16 protein-coding genes and 1 pseudogene are annotated in these 17,675 nt (G+C 71.6%); 11 read left to right on the plus strand and 6 right to left on the minus strand.

The window, feature by feature from the left end; translation table 11 throughout:
* Positions 1-15: 15 nt before the first annotated feature.
* On the plus strand, positions 16-651 hold the full coding sequence (locus FDM97_RS06835) for a winged helix-turn-helix domain-containing protein (RefSeq protein WP_137989356.1): 636 nt from the start codon (positions 16-18) through the stop codon (positions 649-651).
* Positions 652-654: 3 nt separating this feature from the next.
* Positions 655-1,662, plus strand: a pseudogene (locus FDM97_RS06840) (MFS transporter); the annotation flags it as partial.
* Positions 1,663-1,935: 273 nt separating this feature from the next.
* Here FDM97_RS06840 and FDM97_RS06845 read toward each other — a convergent pair.
* A complete protein-coding gene (locus FDM97_RS06845) occupies positions 1,936-2,412 on the minus strand; it encodes a pyridoxamine 5'-phosphate oxidase family protein (RefSeq protein ID WP_137989357.1) in 477 nt (158 codons plus the stop codon).
* A gap of 102 nt (positions 2,413-2,514) precedes the next feature.
* Here FDM97_RS06845 and FDM97_RS06850 point away from each other — a divergent pair, with 102 nt between their 5' ends.
* Positions 2,515-3,327, plus strand: coding sequence for an arylamine N-acetyltransferase family protein (locus FDM97_RS06850; protein WP_137989358.1), 813 nt, complete (start codon positions 2,515-2,517; stop codon positions 3,325-3,327).
* A gap of 22 nt (positions 3,328-3,349) precedes the next feature.
* Here FDM97_RS06850 and FDM97_RS06855 read toward each other — a convergent pair whose 3' ends face one another.
* Entirely contained in the window at positions 3,350-3,595 is a 246-nt protein-coding gene (locus FDM97_RS06855; protein WP_175439376.1) for a hypothetical protein, read from the minus strand.
* Between the two features lie 53 nt (positions 3,596-3,648).
* Here FDM97_RS06855 and holA point away from each other — a divergent pair, with 53 nt between their 5' ends.
* The gene (gene holA / locus FDM97_RS06860; RefSeq protein WP_137989360.1) at positions 3,649-4,635 is read left to right on the plus strand and encodes a DNA polymerase III subunit delta; all 987 of its coding nucleotides are present in this window, start codon (positions 3,649-3,651) and stop codon (positions 4,633-4,635) included.
* Positions 4,636-5,252: 617 nt separating this feature from the next.
* On the opposite strand, the gene rpsT is transcribed toward holA, so the two are convergent.
* Entirely contained in the window at positions 5,253-5,519 is a 267-nt protein-coding gene (rpsT, locus tag FDM97_RS06865; RefSeq protein ID WP_137989361.1) for a 30S ribosomal protein S20, read from the minus strand.
* A gap of 185 nt (positions 5,520-5,704) precedes the next feature.
* Here rpsT and lepA point away from each other — a divergent pair, with 185 nt between their 5' ends.
* The 3 genes from lepA (at position 5,705) to hemW (ending at position 10,993) form a co-directional block, all read left to right on the plus strand.
* Entirely contained in the window at positions 5,705-7,576 is a 1,872-nt protein-coding gene (gene lepA / locus FDM97_RS06870; protein WP_137989362.1) for a translation elongation factor 4, read from the plus strand.
* A gap of 222 nt (positions 7,577-7,798) precedes the next feature.
* Entirely contained in the window at positions 7,799-9,673 is a 1,875-nt protein-coding gene (locus FDM97_RS06875) for an AMP-dependent synthetase/ligase (protein ID WP_137989363.1), read from the plus strand.
* Between the two features lie 87 nt (positions 9,674-9,760).
* Positions 9,761-10,993, plus strand: coding sequence for a radical SAM family heme chaperone HemW (gene hemW, locus FDM97_RS06880; protein ID WP_137989364.1), 1,233 nt, complete (start codon positions 9,761-9,763; stop codon positions 10,991-10,993).
* Positions 10,994-11,202: 209 nt separating this feature from the next.
* Here hemW and FDM97_RS06885 read toward each other — a convergent pair whose 3' ends face one another.
* Together FDM97_RS06885 and FDM97_RS06890 are read right to left on the minus strand one after the other, a co-directional pair.
* On the minus strand, positions 11,203-12,003 hold the full coding sequence (locus tag FDM97_RS06885; RefSeq protein ID WP_137989365.1) for a DUF3097 domain-containing protein: 801 nt from the start codon (positions 12,001-12,003) through the stop codon (positions 11,203-11,205).
* A gap of 10 nt (positions 12,004-12,013) precedes the next feature.
* Positions 12,014-12,736: an MBL fold metallo-hydrolase gene (locus FDM97_RS06890; RefSeq protein ID WP_137989366.1), complete on the minus strand. Its 723-nt coding sequence runs from the start codon at positions 12,734-12,736 to the stop codon at positions 12,014-12,016.
* A 163-nt stretch (positions 12,737-12,899) separates the two neighbouring features.
* On the opposite strand from FDM97_RS06890, the gene hrcA reads away from it, so the two are divergent.
* The 4 genes from hrcA to FDM97_RS06910 all read left to right on the plus strand — a co-directional run bounded on the left by hrcA (position 12,900) and on the right by FDM97_RS06910 (position 17,193).
* Positions 12,900-13,919 carry a heat-inducible transcriptional repressor HrcA gene (hrcA, locus tag FDM97_RS06895; protein WP_137989367.1) on the plus strand — a complete coding sequence of 340 codons (1,020 nt, stop codon included), beginning with the start codon at positions 12,900-12,902 and terminating at the stop codon, positions 13,917-13,919.
* Positions 13,920-15,059, plus strand: a complete 1,140-nt coding sequence (gene dnaJ / locus FDM97_RS06900) for a molecular chaperone DnaJ (protein ID WP_137989368.1) — start codon at positions 13,920-13,922, stop codon at positions 15,057-15,059.
* 314 nt (positions 15,060-15,373) lie between these two features.
* Positions 15,374-16,453: a nitronate monooxygenase gene (locus FDM97_RS06905; protein WP_137989369.1), complete on the plus strand. Its 1,080-nt coding sequence runs from the start codon at positions 15,374-15,376 to the stop codon at positions 16,451-16,453.
* Positions 16,450-17,193, plus strand: coding sequence for a 16S rRNA (uracil(1498)-N(3))-methyltransferase (locus tag FDM97_RS06910; RefSeq protein ID WP_137989370.1), 744 nt, complete (start codon positions 16,450-16,452; stop codon positions 17,191-17,193). The genes FDM97_RS06905 and FDM97_RS06910 overlap by 4 nt, the downstream gene beginning before the upstream one ends.
* 9 nt (positions 17,194-17,202) lie before the next feature.
* Here FDM97_RS06910 and FDM97_RS06915 read toward each other — a convergent pair whose 3' ends face one another.
* Complete coding sequence (locus FDM97_RS06915) at positions 17,203-17,622, minus strand: hypothetical protein (protein WP_254705523.1); 420 nt, start codon at positions 17,620-17,622, stop codon at positions 17,203-17,205.
* Between the last annotated feature and the right edge of the window lie 53 nt (positions 17,623-17,675).

The raw sequence follows: 17,675 nt of genomic DNA on the forward strand, positions 1-17,675 counted from the left end.
AGATACCTTTACATCATGCCGGAGAACGAGACCGCAGCGACGCCCCCGGGCGCCGAGCAGCCCCGCAGCATCAGCCTCACGGACCCCCGGGCCCTGCGGGCGTACGCCCATCCCACGCGGATGGCCCTGGTCGGCCTGCTGAGGCGGAGCGGGCCGTTCACCGCCACCCGGGCCGCCGAGCTGACCGGGGAGTCGGTCGCCAGCTGCTCCTACCACCTGCGGATACTCGCGAAGTACGGGCTGGTGGAGGAGGCGTCGGGCGGCCGGGGCAGGGAGAAGCCCTGGCGGGCGACGGCCCGGTACACCGAATGGCCCAAGGACAGCGAGGACGCGGCGGTCGCGGAGGCGGCGGACGTACTGAGCGCCGCGGTCGCCGAGCGGTACTTCGAGCGGGTCCTGCGGGCCATGGAGGACCGGCACCGGCTGCCGCGGGAGTGGCGGGAGGCCGAGATGTTCGGAGACTCCCTCCTCTACCTCACGCCCGACGAGCTCGCGGCCTTCGGCAGGCGGATCGACGAGCTGCTGCGCCCCTACGAGGTACGCGAGTCCGACCCGTCCCTGCGACCGGAAGGGGCGCGGCCCGTCAGCGTCCTGCGCATCGCCTACCTGGACCGTGACATCCCCGACGAGGACGACGACCGTGAGGAGTGAGAGATGAGCGTGGCGGAACGCATACCCGCGCTGCTGCGCGAGAGATCCTTCCGGCGTTACTGGACCGGACAGACCGTCTCGCTCGTCGGGGACCAGATCTCCCTCATCGCGATTCCGCTCGCCGCCGTGCTCGTACTCGGCGCGGACGCCGCGGAGATGGGCTGGCTCAAGACCGCCGAACTCCTGCCCGCACTCCTGCTCAACCTCCCTCTCGGGGCCTGGGCGGACCGGCAGGCCCGGCGGCGGCGCGCCATGATCGCCGCCGACCTCGGACGGGCGGCGCTGCTGCTCACCCTCCCGGTCGCGTATCTGCTCGACGCTTTCACTCTCGGCCAGCTCTACGCCGTGGCCTTCGGGATCGGCGCGCTGACCGTCCTGTTCGAGGTCTGCAACACCACCGTGCTGGTGGCACTGGTCCCGACCGAGCGCTATGTGCAGGCCAACTCGCTGGTCAACGGCAGCCGTTCGATGGCCTGGCTGGCCGGCCCCGGGATCGGTGGTCTGCTCGTGCAGTTCCTCACCGCGCCCCTCGCCCTGCTCGCCGACGCCCTGACCTACCTGGCATCGGCCGGCAGTCTGGCCCGGATCAAGGCCGTGGAACCACCGCCCTCCCCGGTCCACAAGGGCCACTTCACCGAAGGGCTGCGCTGGGTTCTCCGGAACCGGTCCATGCGGGCGCTGTTCGCGGCCTCCGGCACGATCCAGTTCTTCAACTACATGTTCCACACACTGTTCGTGCTGTACGCCACGGTCGAACTGGGCCTGAGCGCGGGTGTTCTCGGCGCCGTGCTCGGCGCGGGAGCCGTCGGCGGGCTGATCGGGGCCGTCTGCAGCGGGGCGGTCGTACGCCGCTTCGGGATCGGTCCTTCCATCGTGGCCGGCTTTCTCGGCTTCACCCTGCCGCTGCTGCTGATACCCCTCGCCGAGGGCCCGACGCTCCTGGTCGTCGCCCTGCTGTTCGCGGCCGAGTTCCTCTCCTGTGTCGGCGTCATGGTCGTCGACATCGCGGCGGGATCGTTCCAGATGGCGCTGATACCCGACGCCGTCCGCGCCCGGGTGATGGGCGCCTACCCACCCTCAACCACGGATTCCGCCCGCTCGGCGCACTCGCCGGGGGTCTGCTCGGTACGGCCGTCGGGCTGCGCCCGACGCTGTGGATCGCCACCGCCGGAGCCGTACTCGCCGTACTGTGGCTGCTCCCGTCACCGCTGCCGCGCACACGCGAACTGCCGCCACGGGCCGAGGAATCCGAGGCTGTGCCCGTGGCTTAGCCCCGCCCAGCGGCTAGACCAGCCACGCGCCGTCCCGCATGAGCACACGCTCGGCCAGTTCGTTCTCCTCGCGCCACGCCTTCACGGACCTGGGCGTGACCCTGAGATAGATCCAGGCCGACCGGTCGCGGGGATCCCAGTCCAGCTTGGCGGCGAAGGCGTCGGCGGAGGCCTTCGGCAGATCGGCGCCTTCGACCGCCTCGGCCGATCCTTCGATCAGCACCACGTCGCGGGTGTGGCCGAGGCTGAGCCGGATCTCACCGTCCGGGGTGAGGTTGCGGGCCGTGGGATTGGTCCGCCTCGTGCACAGCAGGAGCGTCCCGCTGTCGGACCGGCCGTCCGGGACGTCCCAGACGAACGACAGCGGCACCAGGCACGGTCCGTCGTGCGCGGAAGCGGTCGCGACCCAGAGGTCCTGCTCCTGGTCGAGCAGGGTGAGGACGTCCTGCTTGCGCCGCGCGCGAGGGCGGGGCGGTGCGTGATCGGTCATGGCCCGCACGCTAGCGGGGCGGACCGGACGGGCGCCTGGGCCAACGGACCTAGGACCAGAGCCTTATGGGCGGCCGCGGGCAGACGGCGGCAGACTCTCCGTATGACCACAGAGCCCCTGCCGACGCCCGGCGCGACCGTCGACGCCTACCTGCGACGCATCGGAGCGGCGCGTCCGGACCGCCCCGACGTGGCCGCCCTGCGAGACCTGCATCTGCGGCACTTGAGAACGGTCCCCTTCGAGAACCTGTCGATCCACCTCGGCGAGGACATCGTCCTGGAGGAGAAGCCGCTCCTCGACAAGATCGTCGGCGCCCGCAGGGGCGGGTTCTGCTACGAGGTCAACACCACCTTCGCCGTCCTGCTGCGCGAACTCGGCTTTCGCGTCAGCCTCCTTCAGGCGCGCTGCTACGGCGAGGGAGGCCGGCTGGGCATCCCGTACGACCACATGGCGGTGCTGGTGGAGGCAGAGGGGAGGCGGTGGCTCGCGGACGTCGGTTTCGGCGACCACAGTCACTTCCCGCTGGCGCTGGACGAGCGGGACGACCAGACGGATCCCGGCGGCACGTTCCGTATCGAGGAGACCGAGGACGGGGACCTGGAGGTGCTGCGGAACGGCAAGCCTCAGTACCGGCTGGAGCTGCGGCCGCGCGTGCCCGCCGACTTCACGGTGGGTGCCTGGTACCACCGCACCTCCCCGGACTCCCACTTCACGCGCTCGCTGATCTGCTCCCGGCTCACGGAGGACGGCCGGGTCACCCTCAGCGGCCACAAGCTCGTCACGAGCGTGAACGGCGAGCGCACGGAGCGGCTGCTGGACGGCGCGGGGGGCGGGGACGAGGTGAGGGCGGCCTACCGCGACCTGTTCGGGATCGAGCTCACCGACCTGCCCGTGCCGCCGGCGCGGCGCGACTGAGGAGCGGACGCCGCCGCGGCGGCTACGGAGCCTCCAGCCAGCCCTGGTACTCCGCGGCGAGCTCGTCGAGCGCCGCGGGGTCCAGCCGGCTCTCCGGGTCCTCCACGACGACCAGCCACTGCGCGTCCTCGGCGTCGTCCTCCCCGGCCAGCGCGTCCCTGACGAGCTGCGGCTCCTCGGCGAGACCGAAGCGGGCGGGAAGTTCTTCGGAGACCTCCTCGGCGGCGTCGCGGTCGGGAAGCACCAGTACGTGTCGTTCGCTCACCAGGACATTCTCCGGTACGGGAGGGAGTGTCAGTGGCCCGTGGGATGCTGGACGCGATGGCCACCAGGAAGAATTCGACCGACGACCTCCTCGCCCCCGTCACGCTCGCCGTGGGCCAGGAGGACCTGCTCCTCGACCGTGCCGTCCAGGAGGTGGTGGCGGCTGCCCGGGCCGCCGACGCCGACACGGACGTACGGGACCTCGCCTCCGAGCAGCTCCAGCCCGGGACGCTGGCGGAGCTGACGAGTCCGTCGCTCTTCGCCGAGCGCAAGGTGCTGGTCGTGCGGAACGCGCAGGACCTGTCCGCGGACACGATCAAGGACATCAAGGCGTACCTCGACGCGCCCGTCGAGGAGATCACGCTCGTGCTGCTCCACGCGGGCGGCGCCAAGGGCAAGGGCCTGCTGGACGCGGCGCGCAAGGCGGGCGCGCGGGAGGTGGTCTGCCCGAAGACGACGAAGCCGGCGGAGCGGCTGACGTTCGTGCGGCAGGAGTTCCGGGCGCTGGGGCGGTCGGCGACGCCCGAGGCGTGCCAGGCGCTGGTCGACTCCATCGGCAGCGACCTGCGGGAGCTGGCGTCCGCGGTGTCGCAGCTGACGGCGGATGTGGAGGGGACGATCGACGAGGCGATCGTCGGGCGGTACTACACGGGCCGGGCGGAGGCGTCCTCGTTCAACGTCGCGGACCGCGCGGTGGAGGGGCGGGCGGCTGAGGCCCTGGAGGCGCTGCGCTGGTCGCTCTCGACGGGCGTCCCGCCGGTCCTGATCACCAGCGCGCTGGCGCAGGGCGTCCGGGCGATCGGCAAGCTGTCGTCGGCGCGGGGCGGGCGGCCGGCGGATCTGGCGCGGGAGCTGGGGATGCCGCCGTGGAAGATCGACCGCGTGCGGCAGCAGATGCGGGGCTGGACCCCGGACGGGGTGTCGCTGGCGCTGCGGGCGGTGGCGGAGGCGGACGCGGGCGTGAAGGGCGGGGGGGACGACCCGGAGTACGCGCTGGAGAAGGCGGTCGTGGCGGTGGCGCGGGCGGCGCGGCTGAGGCGGTGACGCGGTGGGGTGGGGCGGGGGTTCGGTCCCCCGCCCCACCCCTTCCCGAAACCCTGCCGGGGGCTGGTGGGGCTGGACGCCTACGAACGCGGGGCTGCGCCCCGCATCCCCCACCGGGCATCAGCGCCAGCTTCGCACCGCGCCGGGCTTGCGGCCGGCCCATCACGGGTCGGCTACGCGTCGCGGCGGACAGACTCCGCAGCGGGTGTGCGCTGCATCGGGCATGCGCGCCGTACGGGTGTGGGCCGGGGGCAGGCGTACGCCGTGGGCGGCACGCGCCGCGCCGGGCTTGCGACCGGCCCATCACGGGTCGGCTACGCGCCGCGGCCGGGCAAGTGCCGCAGGCGGTGCTGCCGGGGCAGGCAGGCGTCCGGGCGGGGGCACGCGCCGCGTTGGGTGGTCGGCCGGGTGCGGGCGGGCGACCACGCCCCCCCCGCGTCGGTGTCGGGTACGGCGAAGGCCCCGCCGGGTCCCTGGGGAAGGGGCCTGGTGGGGCCTTCGTCGTCAGATGGTGGGCTCGTGCACGCGTGGCGAACGCGTGTCGCGCACGAGTCCGGGGTGCCGGGTGGGAGCGGAAGAGAGGGCCCGCTGGGTCCCGTCCGGCGTTACATCAGAGCTCAGCCCTGCAGAGCGGCAACCTTGGTGGCCAGCGCCGACTTCTTGTTGGCGGCGGCGTTCTTGTGGATGACACCCTTCGAGACAGCCTTGTCGAGCGCGCGGGAGGCGGCGCGAGAAGCCACGACGGCCTTCTCGACGTCACCCGCGGCGACGGCCTCGCGGGCCTTGCGGATCGCGGTCTTGAGCGAGGACTTGACGGCCTTGTTGCGCAGGCGCGCCTTCTCGTTCGTCTTGTTCCGCTTGATCTGGGACTTGATGTTCGCCACGAAAAGAGCCTTTTCAGGTTCGATGATGTTTCTGAGTGCGTGGCCCGTAGCTGAGAGGGCATACGAGACACAGCTGTCCACGGTATCAGCAGCTCTCCTGCCCGCCCAAACCGAGCGCCGCACCGCAGTCATGGGACCATGGAGCCTACGTATCGATCCGACATCGCCCCGAGACGAGACCCTGCGTGCCCGCGACTCCTACCCACGTGCCCGAGCCGAGCCGTACCGACCCGGCTCTGATCCGCAATTTCTGCATCATCGCGCACATCGACCACGGCAAGTCCACGCTCGCCGACCGGATGCTCCAGCTGACCGGTGTGGTCGACCAGCGGCAGATGCGCGCCCAGTACCTCGACCGGATGGACATCGAGCGCGAGCGCGGCATCACGATCAAGTCCCAGGCGGTCCGCCTTCCCTGGGCGCCCACCGAGGGCGCGGGCCAGGGAAAGACCCACATCCTCAACATGATCGACACCCCCGGGCACGTCGACTTCACGTACGAGGTGTCACGGTCCCTGGCGGCCTGCGAGGGCACGATCCTGCTCGTCGACGCGGCCCAGGGCATCGAGGCGCAGACCCTCGCGAACCTGTACCTCGCGATGGAGAACGACCTCACCATCGTTCCCGTACTGAACAAGATCGACCTGCCCGCCGCACAGCCGGAGAAGTTCTCCGAGGAGCTCGCGAACCTCATCGGCTGCCAGCCCGAGGACGTGCTCAAGGTCTCCGCCAAGACAGGTCTCGGTGTCGAGGCGCTGCTCGACCGGGTCGTCGAGAACGTGCCGGCCCCCGTCGGTGTCGCCGACGCCCCCGCCCGCGCGATGATCTTCGACTCCGTCTACGACTCCTACCGCGGTGTCGTCACGTACGTACGAGTCGTCGACGGCCAGCTCAACAAGCGCGAGCGCATCAAGATGATGTCGACCGGCGCCACCCACGAGCTGCTCGAGATCGGCACCAACTCGCCCGAGATGCTGCCGGCCGACGGCCTCGGCGTCGGCGAGGTGGGCTACCTCATCACCGGCGTGAAGGACGTCCGCCAGTCCAAGGTCGGTGACACGATCACCAGCCTGAGCAAGGGCGCGACCGAGGCCCTCGGCGGGTACAAGGACCCCAAGCCGATGGTCTTCTCCGGTCTGTACCCGCTCGACGGCTCGGACTACCCCGAGCTGCGCGACGCCCTCGACAAGCTGCAGCTCAACGACGCCGCGCTGGTCTACGAGCCGGAGACCTCGGCGGCCCTCGGCTTCGGCTTCCGCGTCGGCTTCCTCGGCCTGCTGCACCTGGACGTGATCCGGGAGCGGCTCGAGCGCGAGTTCGGTCTCGACCTGATCGCCACCGCCCCCAACGTGGTCTACCGCGTGGTCATGGAGGACGGCAGCGAGCACACGGTCACGAACCCGAGCGAGTTCCCCGAAGGCAAGATCAACGACGTGTACGAGCCCGTCGTGCGCGCCACGATCCTCGCCCCGAGCGAGTTCATCGGCTCGATCATGGAGCTCTGCCAGACCCGCCGCGGCACGCTCCTCGGCATGGACTACCTCTCCGAGGACCGGGTGGAGATCCGCTACACCCTCCCCCTCGCCGAGATCGTCTTCGACTTCTTCGACCAGCTGAAGTCCAAGACGCGCGGTTACGCCTCCCTCGACTACGAGCCCACCGGCGAGCAGGCCTCCAGCCTGGTCAAGGTCGACATCCTGCTGCACGGCGACAAGGTGGACGCCTTCTCGGCGATCACCCACAAGGACGCCGCCTACGCGTACGGCGTGCGGCTGGTCGCCAAGCTGCGCGAGCTGATCCCGCGGCAGGCGTTCGAGGTGCCGATCCAGGCCGCGATCGGCTCCCGCGTCATCGCCCGCGAGACCATCCGCGCCATCCGCAAGGACGTCCTCGCCAAGTGCTACGGCGGTGACATCTCCCGTAAGCGGAAGCTGCTGGAGAAGCAGAAGGAAGGCAAGAAGCGGATGAAGATGGTCGGCTCCGTGGAGGTCCCCCAGGAGGCCTTCATCGCCGTCCTGTCGAGCGACGAGTCCGGTGGCGGCAAGGCCAAGAAGTGATCGGCCGGCAATCGGTCGGCAATCAGCCGTTTAGCTGACAGATACATCGAACGGGCCCACGTACTGACCGTGCGGGGGCCCGTTCGCCGTTCCTTCTGTTATCAACCGGGTATGAAGCGGCGGCCCGCAGGCTCTTACGCGCAGGACTTCGGCCATCTACTCTGATCCCGGCTCGAAGGTTACTCGCCAGTTAGAACGCACCGCCGCCGCCCGGAGGACGTCGTGAGCGACACACAGACCCTGATCGAGAACCGGCCGCCCTCCGTGGCGACCCTCTTCCTTGAGCGCGTGGCGCGGACTCCCGACGCGGAGGCCTATCGCTATCCGGTCCCGTCCGCATCCGGCGAGGGACCGGACGACTGGAAGTCGCTCAGCTGGGGGCAGGCGGCCGAGCGGGTCTACGCCATCGCGGCCGGCCTGATCGACCTCGGCGTCCAGCCGGAGGAGCGGGTCGCCCTGGCCTCCTCCACCCGGGTGGAGTGGATCGTCGCCGACCTCGGCGTGATGTGCGCGGGCGCCGCCACCACCACCGTCTACCCGCAGACGAACGCAGAGGAGTCGGCGTTCATCCTGGCCGACTCCGAGTCCAAGGTGCTGATCGCGGAGGACGCGGCGCAGCTCGCCAAAGCCCGCGAGACCCGCGCCGATCTGCCCGGTCTCCACCACGTCGTCGTCATCGACCCGACGGGCGTCGAGAGCGACGACTGGGTTCTCTCCCTCGCCGAGCTGGAGGCCCGCGGCAAGGCGTACCTGGAGAAGCACGCCGACGCCGTCAAGGAGCGGGTCTCGGCCATCACCGCCGACCAGCTCGCCACCCTCATCTACACCTCGGGCACCACCGGCCGCCCCAAGGGCGTCCGCCTCCCGCACGACAACTGGTCGTACATGGCCAAGGCCATCGCCGCGACCGGGCTGGTCACCAAGGACGACGTCCAGTACCTCTGGCTGCCGCTCGCGCACGTCTTCGGCAAGGTGCTCACCTCCGGCCAGATCGAAGTCGGCCACGTCACCGCCGTCGACGGCCGCATCGACAAGATCATCGTGAACCTGCCGGTGGTCCAGCCGACGTACATGGCCGCCGTGCCCCGCATCTTCGAGAAGGTCTACAACGGCGTCGCCGCCAAGGCGCGCGAGGGCGGCCCCGCCAAGTACAAGATCTTCCAGTGGGCGGCGGGCGTGGCCCGTGAGTACGCCAAGGTCACCCAGGACAACTTCCGCCGTACCGGCACGGCCTCCGCGCCCTTCGGCCTCACGGCGAAGCACAAGGTCGCCGACGCGCTGGTCTACAAGAAGCTCCGCGAGGCGTTCGGCGGCCGGCTGCGCGCCGCCGTCTCCGGCTCCGTCGCGCTGGCGCCCGAGATCGGCTACTTCTTCTCCGGCGCGGGCATCCACATCCTGGAGGGCTACGGCCTCACGGAGTCCAGCGCCGCCTCCTTCGTCAACCCGGGCGAGGCCTACCGCACCGGCACGGTCGGCAAGCCGCTGCCCGGCTGCGAGGTCCGGATCGCCGACGACGGCGAGATCCTGCTGCGCGGCCCCGGCATCATGGAGGGCTACCACGGCCTGCCCGAGAAGACGGCCGAGGTCCTGGAGCCGGACGGCTGGTTCCACACCGGGGACATCGGTGAGCTGTCCGCCGACGGCTACCTGCGGATCACCGACCGCAAGAAGGACCTCTTCAAGACCTCGGGCGGCAAGTACATCGCGCCGACCGAGATCGAGGGCCACTTCAAGGCCGTCTGCCCCTTCGTCTCCAACATCGTCGTCCTCGGCGCCGACCGGAACTACTGCTCCGCGCTCATCGCGCTCGACGAGCCCGCCATCCTCGGCTGGGCCGCCGAGCACGACCTCGCGGGCAAGGCGTACGCGGAGGTCGTCGCCGCCCCGCAGACCCAGGAGATGGTCCAGGGGTACATCGACCGGCTCAACGAGGGCCTGCAGCGCTGGCAGACGATCAAGAAGTTCCGGCTGCTGCCGAGGGACCTGGACGTCGAGCACGGTGAGCTGACCCCGTCGCTGAAGATGAAGCGACCGGTCGTGGAGCGGACGTACAAGAACCTGATCGAGGAGATGTACGCGGGGGCGCGGGAGGCGTAGCCGGGGCCCGGCCCCGGCCCCGGCCGGGCCGGGCCGGGTTATCCACAGGCCGGAGGTTCACGTCGGGCAGTACGGGACAATGGGCTCATGCCTTCCGTACTGCCCGATGGTGAGCCCATGCCCGAGGACGGGGCGCTGCCCGCGCACGCCCTGGAAGGGGCCGGGGAACGGCCGCTCGGGTTCTATCTGCATGTGCCGTACTGCGCGACGCGCTGCGGCTACTGCGACTTCAACACGTACACCGCGAGCGAGCTGCGCGGTGCCGGCGGGGTGCTCGCCTCGCGGGACAACTACGCCGGGCAGGTTGTCGAGGAGATCCGCCTCGCCCGGAAGGTGCTCGGCGACGACCCGCGGCCGGTGCGGACCGTCTTCGTGGGCGGGGGCACGCCGACCCTGCTCGCCGCCGGGGATCTCGTACGGATGCTGGCGGCGATCCGCGACGAGTTCGGGCTCGCGGACGACGCCGAGGTGACGACGGAGGCGAATCCGGAGTCGGTGGACCCGGCGTACCTGGCGGAGCTGCGGGCCGGCGGGTTCAACCGGATCTCGTTCGGGATGCAGAGCGCGCGGCAGCACGTCCTGAAGGTCCTCGACCGCACGCACACGCCCGGACGGCCCGAGGCGTGCGTCGCGGAGGCGCGGGCGGCGGGCTTCGAGCACGTGAACCTGGACCTGATCTACGGCACGCCGGGGGAGTCCGACGACGACTGGCGGGCGTCGCTGGAGGCGGCGATCGGGGCCGGGCCCGACCACGTGAGCGCGTACGCGCTGATCGTGGAGGAGGGGACGCAGCTGGCGCGGCGGATCCGGCGCGGCGAGGTGCCGATGACCGACGACGACGTGCACGCGGACCGGTACCTGATAGCGGACTCTGTCTTCGCGGAGGCCGGCTTCGAGTGGTACGAGGTGTCGAACTGGGCCACCTCCGAGGCCGGGCGCTGCCTGCACAACGAGCTGTACTGGCGCGGCGCCGACTGGTGGGGCGCGGGGCCGGGGGCGCACTCGCACGTGGGCGGTGTGCGGTGGTGGAACGTGAAGCACCCGGGCGCGTACGCGGCGGCGCTGGGGGCCGGGAGGTCGCCCGGGGCGGGGCGGGAGGTGCTGTCGGCGGAGGACCGGCGGGTGGAGCGGGTGCTTCTGGAGCTCCGGCTCCGGGAGGGCGTCGAGCTGGGGCTGCTCAAGCCCGCGGGGCTCGCCGCGTCCCGCAAGGCGCTGGCGGACGGGCTGCTCGCGGCGGAGCCGTACGAGGCGGGGCGCGCGGTCCTGACGTTGCGGGGGCGGCTGCTGGCGGACGCGGTCGTCAGGGACCTGGTGGACTAGGGGCCGGGGGATCAGGGCCGGGGCCACGCGACGCCGCGGGGCGCGGCCTTTGCGTGCACCGACCCCGTCGGAGGCGCCTGACGGGCACCGCGCCCATGCGAGGGGCCTGCAAGGGCGCCGCCCCGTGCCCACCCGTCCCGCCCTGCGGGACGACTGCCCACAACGGTTTCATGTGAGGCGCGAGCCCGCATCCGGCTGCGCCCCCGTCTCTACGGCGCCGTCACGAAGTCGATCAGTTCTTCCACGCGGCCCAGCAGCTCGGGTTCCAGGTCCTTGTAGGAGTGGACCCGGGACAGGATGTGCTGCCAGGCCGCGCCTGTGTTCTCCGGCCAGCCCAGGGCGCGGCAGACGCCCGTCTTCCAGTCCTGGCCGCGCGGGACCGCCGGCCATGCCCCGATGCCCACGGACGACGGCTTCACCGCCTCCCAGACGTCGATGTACGGGTGGCCGACGATCAGGACGTCCGGGGACGTGACCTGCGCCGCGATGCGGGACTCCTTCGAGCCGGGCACCAGGTGGTCGACCAGGATCCCGAGGCGCGCGTCCGCCGCCGGGGCGAACTCCGCGACGATCGACGGGAGGTCGTCGATGCCCTCCAGGTACTCCACCACCACGCCCTCGATGCGCAGGTCGTCGCCCCACACCCGCTCCACGAGCTCGGCGTCGTGGCGGCCCTCCACGTAGATCCGGCCCGCACGGGCCACCCGCGCCCGCGCGCCCGGGACCGCGATCGAGCCGGAGGCCGTACGGGAGGGCCGGGCGGGGGCGGCGGAAGGACGGATCAGGGTGACCACCCGGCCCTCCAGCAGGAAGCCCCGCGGTTCCATCGGGAAGACCCGGTGCTTGCCGAACCGGTCCTCCAGGGTCACCGTGCCCGCCTCGCAGCGGATCACCGCCCCGCAGAAGCCCGTCGAGACCTCCTCCACGACGAGGTCCACCTCCGCCGGTACCTCCGGCACGGGCGCGGAACGCTTCCAAGGGGGCGTCAGATCCGGGTTGTAGCTGCGCATTCGGGCGACGTTATGCGACGGAGAAGCGGCGTGCCAGTTCATCCCGCTGGCGTCGCACGAACGCCGCGTCCACCACCGCCCCGTGCCCCGGCACGTACACCGCGGCCTCCCCGCCCAGCGCGAGGAGCCGGTCCAGGGCGTCCGGCCAGCGCGACGGGATCGCGTCCGGGCCCGCCTGCGGCTCGCCCGACTCCTCCACCAGGTCACCGCAGAAGACCACCTCCGTCGAGCCGGGGACGCAGAGAGCCAGATCGTGCGCCGTGTGGCCAGGGCCCACGTTCGCCAGCAGCACCTGGCGGCCGCCCAGGTCCAGCGTCCACTCGCCCGACACCGAGTGCCCCGGCGTCACCAGCGCCTCCACCGCCGCGGCCGCCACGAACGCGTCCACCCCCTGCCGTACCGCGTCGCCGTGCAGCGCGGCCCCCTCCCGCCGCAGCAGCGTGTCCAGGCCCACCGCCCCGAACACCTCCGCCCCCGGGAACGCGGCCGTGCCGAGCACATGATCGAAGTGGGGGTGGCTGAGTGCGATGTGCGTCACTCGCCGCCCGCCCGTGAGCGCCTCGACCTGAGCCCGCAGCTTCGCGCCCTCGGCGAGCGTCGAGCCGGTGTCGTACAGGAGCACCGCGTCCCGTCCGATCACCACGCCCACCGTGGCGTCCCAGCCCGGCAGCCGTCGCCGCCCCACACCGTCGGCCAGACGCTCCCAGCCGTACTCTTCCCAATCGACATCCATACCGCGACGCTAGCGCCTACGACGCGACCTCCGAAGCGGCCTCCTTGCCAGGAGCGATGCCCGCCGCCGTACACTGGCCGGGGGATTCCTGGCACTCGAACAGGGCGAGTGCCAAAAGTGGAGCAACCGAAGCAACCCGATACGACAGCTGGAGGTGTGCGCGATGCTCAGCGAACGCAGACTCGAGGTGCTGCGCGCCATCGTCCAGGACTATGTCGGGACGGAGGAGCCGGTCGGCTCCAAGGCGCTCACGGAGCGCCACAAGCTCGGCGTCTCGCCCGCCACCGTGCGCAACGACATGGCCGTCCTGGAGGACGAGGGCTACATCGCCCAGCCGCACACCAGCGCCGGACGCATCCCGACGGACAAGGGCTACCGCCTGTTCGTCGACCGGCTCGCCGGCGTCAAGCCGCTGTCGACGCCCGAGCGGCGCGCGATCCACAACTTCCTCGACGGCGCGGTCGACCTCGACGACGTCGTGGGCCGCACGGTCCGGCTGCTCGCGCAGCTGACCCGCCAGGTCGCCGTCGTCCAGTACCCGTCGCTGACCCGGTCGACGGTCCGGCACGTGGAGCTGCTCTCGCTCGCTCCGGCCCGGCTGATGCTCGTGCTGATCACGGACACGGGCCGGGTCGAGCAGCGGATGATCGACTGCCCGGCGCCGTTCGGCGAGACCTCGCTCGCGGACCTGCGGGCCCGGCTCAACAGCCGCGTCGTCGGCCGCCGTTTCGCGGATGTGCCGCAGCTGGTGCAGGATCTTCCGGAGTCGTTCGAGGAGACCGAGGACCGCGGCACGGTGTCGACGGTGCTCGCGACCCTCCTCGAAACCCTGGTGGAGGAGCACGAGGAGCGGCTGATGATCGGCGGCACCGCCAATCTCACCCGCTTCGGCCACGACTTCCCCCTCACGATCAGGCCGGTGCTCGAAGCCCTTGAGGAGCAGGTCGTGCTCCTCAAGCTGCTCGGCGAGGCCAAGGACTCGGGCATGACCGTACGGATCGGGCACGAGAACGCCCATGAAGGGCTCACCTCCACGTCCGTCGTCGCGGTCGGCTACGGTTCGGGCGACGAGGCAGTCGCCAAACTCGGCGTGGTCGGACCGACCCGCATGGACTACCCCGGAACGATGGGAGCGGTACGCGCAGTGGCACGTTACGTCGGACAGATCCTGGCGGAGTCGTAAGTGGCCACGGACTACTACGCCGTACTCGGCGTGCGCCGCGACGCGTCCCAGGACGAGATCAAGAAGGCATTCCGGCGGCTCGCGCGCGAGCTGCACCCGGATGTGAATCCCGATCCGAAGACGCAGGAGCGGTTCAAGGAGATCAACGCCGCGTACGAGGTGTTGTCGGACCCGCAGAAGAAGCAGGTCTACGACCTCGGCGGTGACCCGCTGTCCGCGTCCGGCGGTGGCGGCGGAGCCGGCGGCTTCGGCGCGGGCGGCTTCGGGAACTTCTCGGACATCATGGACGCGTTCTTCGGTACGGCGTCGCAGCGTGGGCCGCGCTCGCGCACCCGGCGCGGCCAGGACGCGATGATCCGGCTGGAGATCGACCTCAACGAGGCGGCCTTCGGCACGACCAAGGACATCCAGGTCGACACGGCCGTCGTCTGTACGACCTGTTCGGGCGAGGGCGCCGCGCCCGGCACGTCCGCGCAGACCTGTGACATGTGCCGCGGCCGCGGTGAGGTCTCGCAGGTCACCCGGTCCTTCCTGGGCCAGGTCATGACGTCCCGCCCCTGCCCCCAGTGCCAGGGCTTCGGCACCGTCGTCCCGACCCCGTGCCCCGAGTGCGCGGGCGACGGCCGGGTCCGTTCGCGTCGCACGCTGACCGTGAAGATCCCCGCCGGTGTCGACAACGGCACGCGCATCCAGCTCGCGGGCGAGGGCGAGGTCGGCCCGGGCGGGGGTCCCGCCGGCGACCTGTACGTCGAGATCCACGAGATCCCGCACGAGACCTTCCAGCGGCGCGGCGACGATCTGCACTGCACGGTCACCATCCCGATGACGGCGGGCGCGCTCGGCACGAAGGTGCCGCTGCAGACCCTCGACGGGATGGAGGAGGTCGACATCCGCCCGGGCACGCAGTCCGGCCAGTCGATCCCGCTGCACGGGCGCGGCATCACGCACCTGCGCGGCGGCGGGCGCGGCGACCTGATCGTGCACGTCGAGGTGACGACCCCGTCGAAGCTCGACCCCGAGCAGGAGCGGCTGCTGCGCGAACTGGCGAAGCTGCGCGGCGAGGAACGGCCCACGGGCCAGTTCCAGCCGGGGCAGCAGGGTCTGTTCTCGCGCTTGAAGGACGCGTTCAACGGGCGGTAGGCGTGGCTGCCGGGGGTCCGGGGGTTTGTCCCCCGGGTGAGCACAGTCAGCCGGGGCGGCAGGGTCTGTTCTCGCGTCTGAAGGACGCGTTCAACGGGCGGTAGGCGTGGCTGCCGGGGGTCCGGGGGTCCCCCGGGTGAGCACAGTCAGCCGGGGCGGCAGGGTCTGTTCTCGCGTCTGAAGGACGCGTTCAACGGCCGGTAGGCCACCGTGCGGAAGGGGCGGCGCCCGCGGGATTCGCGGGCGTCGCCCCTTGGTCGTACCACCGGAACCACGGATTCGGTCCCGGCCCGCCGCCATGACACGATGCCTGCATGTCCACCACCGCACTGAACGATCTTTCCCGTTACCCGATCGTGCAGGCCCCCATGGCGGGTGGCGCATCCTGTCCTCAGCTCGTCGGTGCCGTGTGCGAGGCCGGCGGGCTCGGGTTTCTGGCCGGGGGGTACAAGACCGCCGGCGGTCTGTACCAGGAGATCAAGCAGGTACGCGGGCTGACCGGGCAGCCCTTCGGCGTCAACCTCTTCGTGCCGCCGAGCGGACAGCCCGCCGACCCCGCCGCCATCGAGGTCTACCGGCACCAGCTCGCCGGCGAGGCCACCTGGTACGAGACGGCGCTCGGCGACACCGACAGCGGCCGCGACGACGCGTACGACGCCAAGCTCGCGATCCTCCTGGAGGAACCGGTCCCCGTCGTCTCCTTCACCTTCGGCTGCCCCGGCCGCGACACCTTCGACGCCTTCGCCCGCGTCGGTACGTACACGATCGTCACGGTCACCTCCGCCGAGGAGGCCCAGGCCGCGCAGTGGGCCGGCGCCGACGCCGTCTGCGTGCAGGGCGTCGAGGCCGGCGGACACCAGGGCACGCACCGCGACGACCCCGACGCCGCCCTCGCCGGGACCGGGCTCCTGACGCTCGTCACCCAGGTCCGGGAGGCGGTGCAGCTGCCGATCGTCGCGACCGGCGGGATCATGCGCGGCGCGCAGATCGCCGCCGTCCTCGCCGCCGGGGCCGACGCCGCCCAGCTCGGCACGGCGTTCCTCGTCTGCCCGGAGTCGGGCGCGCACACGCTGCACAAGCAGGCCCTGACCAACCCCCTCTTCGTCCGCACCGAGCTCACCCGGGCCTTCTCCGGCCGCCCGGCCCGCGGGCTCGTCAACCGATTCATGCGCGAGCACGGGCCGTACGCCCCCGCCGCCTACCCCGAGATCCATCACCTCACCAGCCCCCTGCGCAAGGCCGCCGCCACCGCCGGTGACGCGCAGGGGATGGCCCTGTGGGCCGGCCAGGGACACCGGCTGGCCCGCGAACTCCCGGCGGGACAACTGGTCGAGGTGCTGGCCGCCGAACTCGACACCGCACTCTCCGAGCAGGCCCACAGGAGCGCCTCATGACCGCCCCCGTCTTCGTCGTCGATGCCGTCCCCGGCACCGGAACCTTCCTTCTCGACGGCCCCGAGGGCCGCCACGCCGTCTCCGTGAAGCGGCTGCGCGCGGGGGAGGAGCTCGTCCTCACGGACGGGCGGGGCACGTGGGCCGACTGCGTCGTCCTCACCGCCGAGGGCAAGGACGAGCTGACCGTCCAGGTCTCGGCCACGTACGAGGAGCCGGCCCCGACCCCTCGTATCACCGTCGTCCAGGCGCTGCCCAAGGGCGACCGGGGGGAACTCGCCGTCGAGATCATGACGGAGACCGGCGTCGACGCGATCGTGCCGTGGGCCGCGTCCCGCTGCATCACCCAGTGGAAGGGCGACCGCGGCCTCAAGGCCCTCGCCAAGTGGCGGGCCACCGCGCGCGAGGCCGGCAAGCAGTCGCGCCGCACCCGCTTCCCCGAGGTCGCCGACCTGATGAGCACCAAGCAGGTGGCGGCGCTCCTCGCGGGGGCCGACCTCGCCGCCGTCCTGCACGAGGACCGCGACCACCCCAGCGGCGCGCTCGCCGACGCCGAACTCCCCGCCGAGGGCGAGATCGTGCTGGTCGTCGGGCCCGAAGGGGGCGTCTCCCCAGAGGAGTTGGCGGTGTTCGAGGAGGCGGGAGCGAAGCCGTACCGTCTCGGCCACAGCGTGCTGCGCACCTCCACGGCCGGAACGGCCGCCACCGCGCTGCTCCTCGGCCGGACGGGCCGCTGGTCCTAGCCGCTGGTCCTAGGGCGCCTGGTCCTGGGGTACCCGGTGCGCCTGCCCCGACACAAGCGCGTCGAACAGCGGCCAGCCGTCCACCTCCGTCACCCCGTGCGCGACCGGAGACAGGCCCCGGGCCTCGGCCTCGGCGAGCAACCCGTGGACGACGCCCGGCTCGTGGAGGTTGAGATCCCGGCCCGCCCGGTCGCCGATCGAGCCGGACGGGCCCAACCCATCGGGTACGAGTCGCCCCGGACCCGCCCGGAACACCAGCCGCAGCTGGGCGTGGCGGGCGTCCGCGCGCCGCAGGGTCAGCAGTTCGCGGCAGTCCGGGTAGACGGGGAAGCCACGGGCGTCCCGGGTCGCGGTGTGCGCGTGCCCCACCGACCACAGCCACACGGTCTCGCCCACCACCAGCCTGCGCGGCACCCGTTCGCGTCTCATCCGGCCACCCTAGATCTTCCGGAACCCGGTGGACGAGGGGCCGGGGCCGCTCC

This window comes from Streptomyces vilmorinianum (genome assembly GCF_005517195.1).
In the GTDB taxonomy this organism is placed as follows: domain Bacteria; phylum Actinomycetota; class Actinomycetes; order Streptomycetales; family Streptomycetaceae; genus Streptomyces; species Streptomyces vilmorinianum.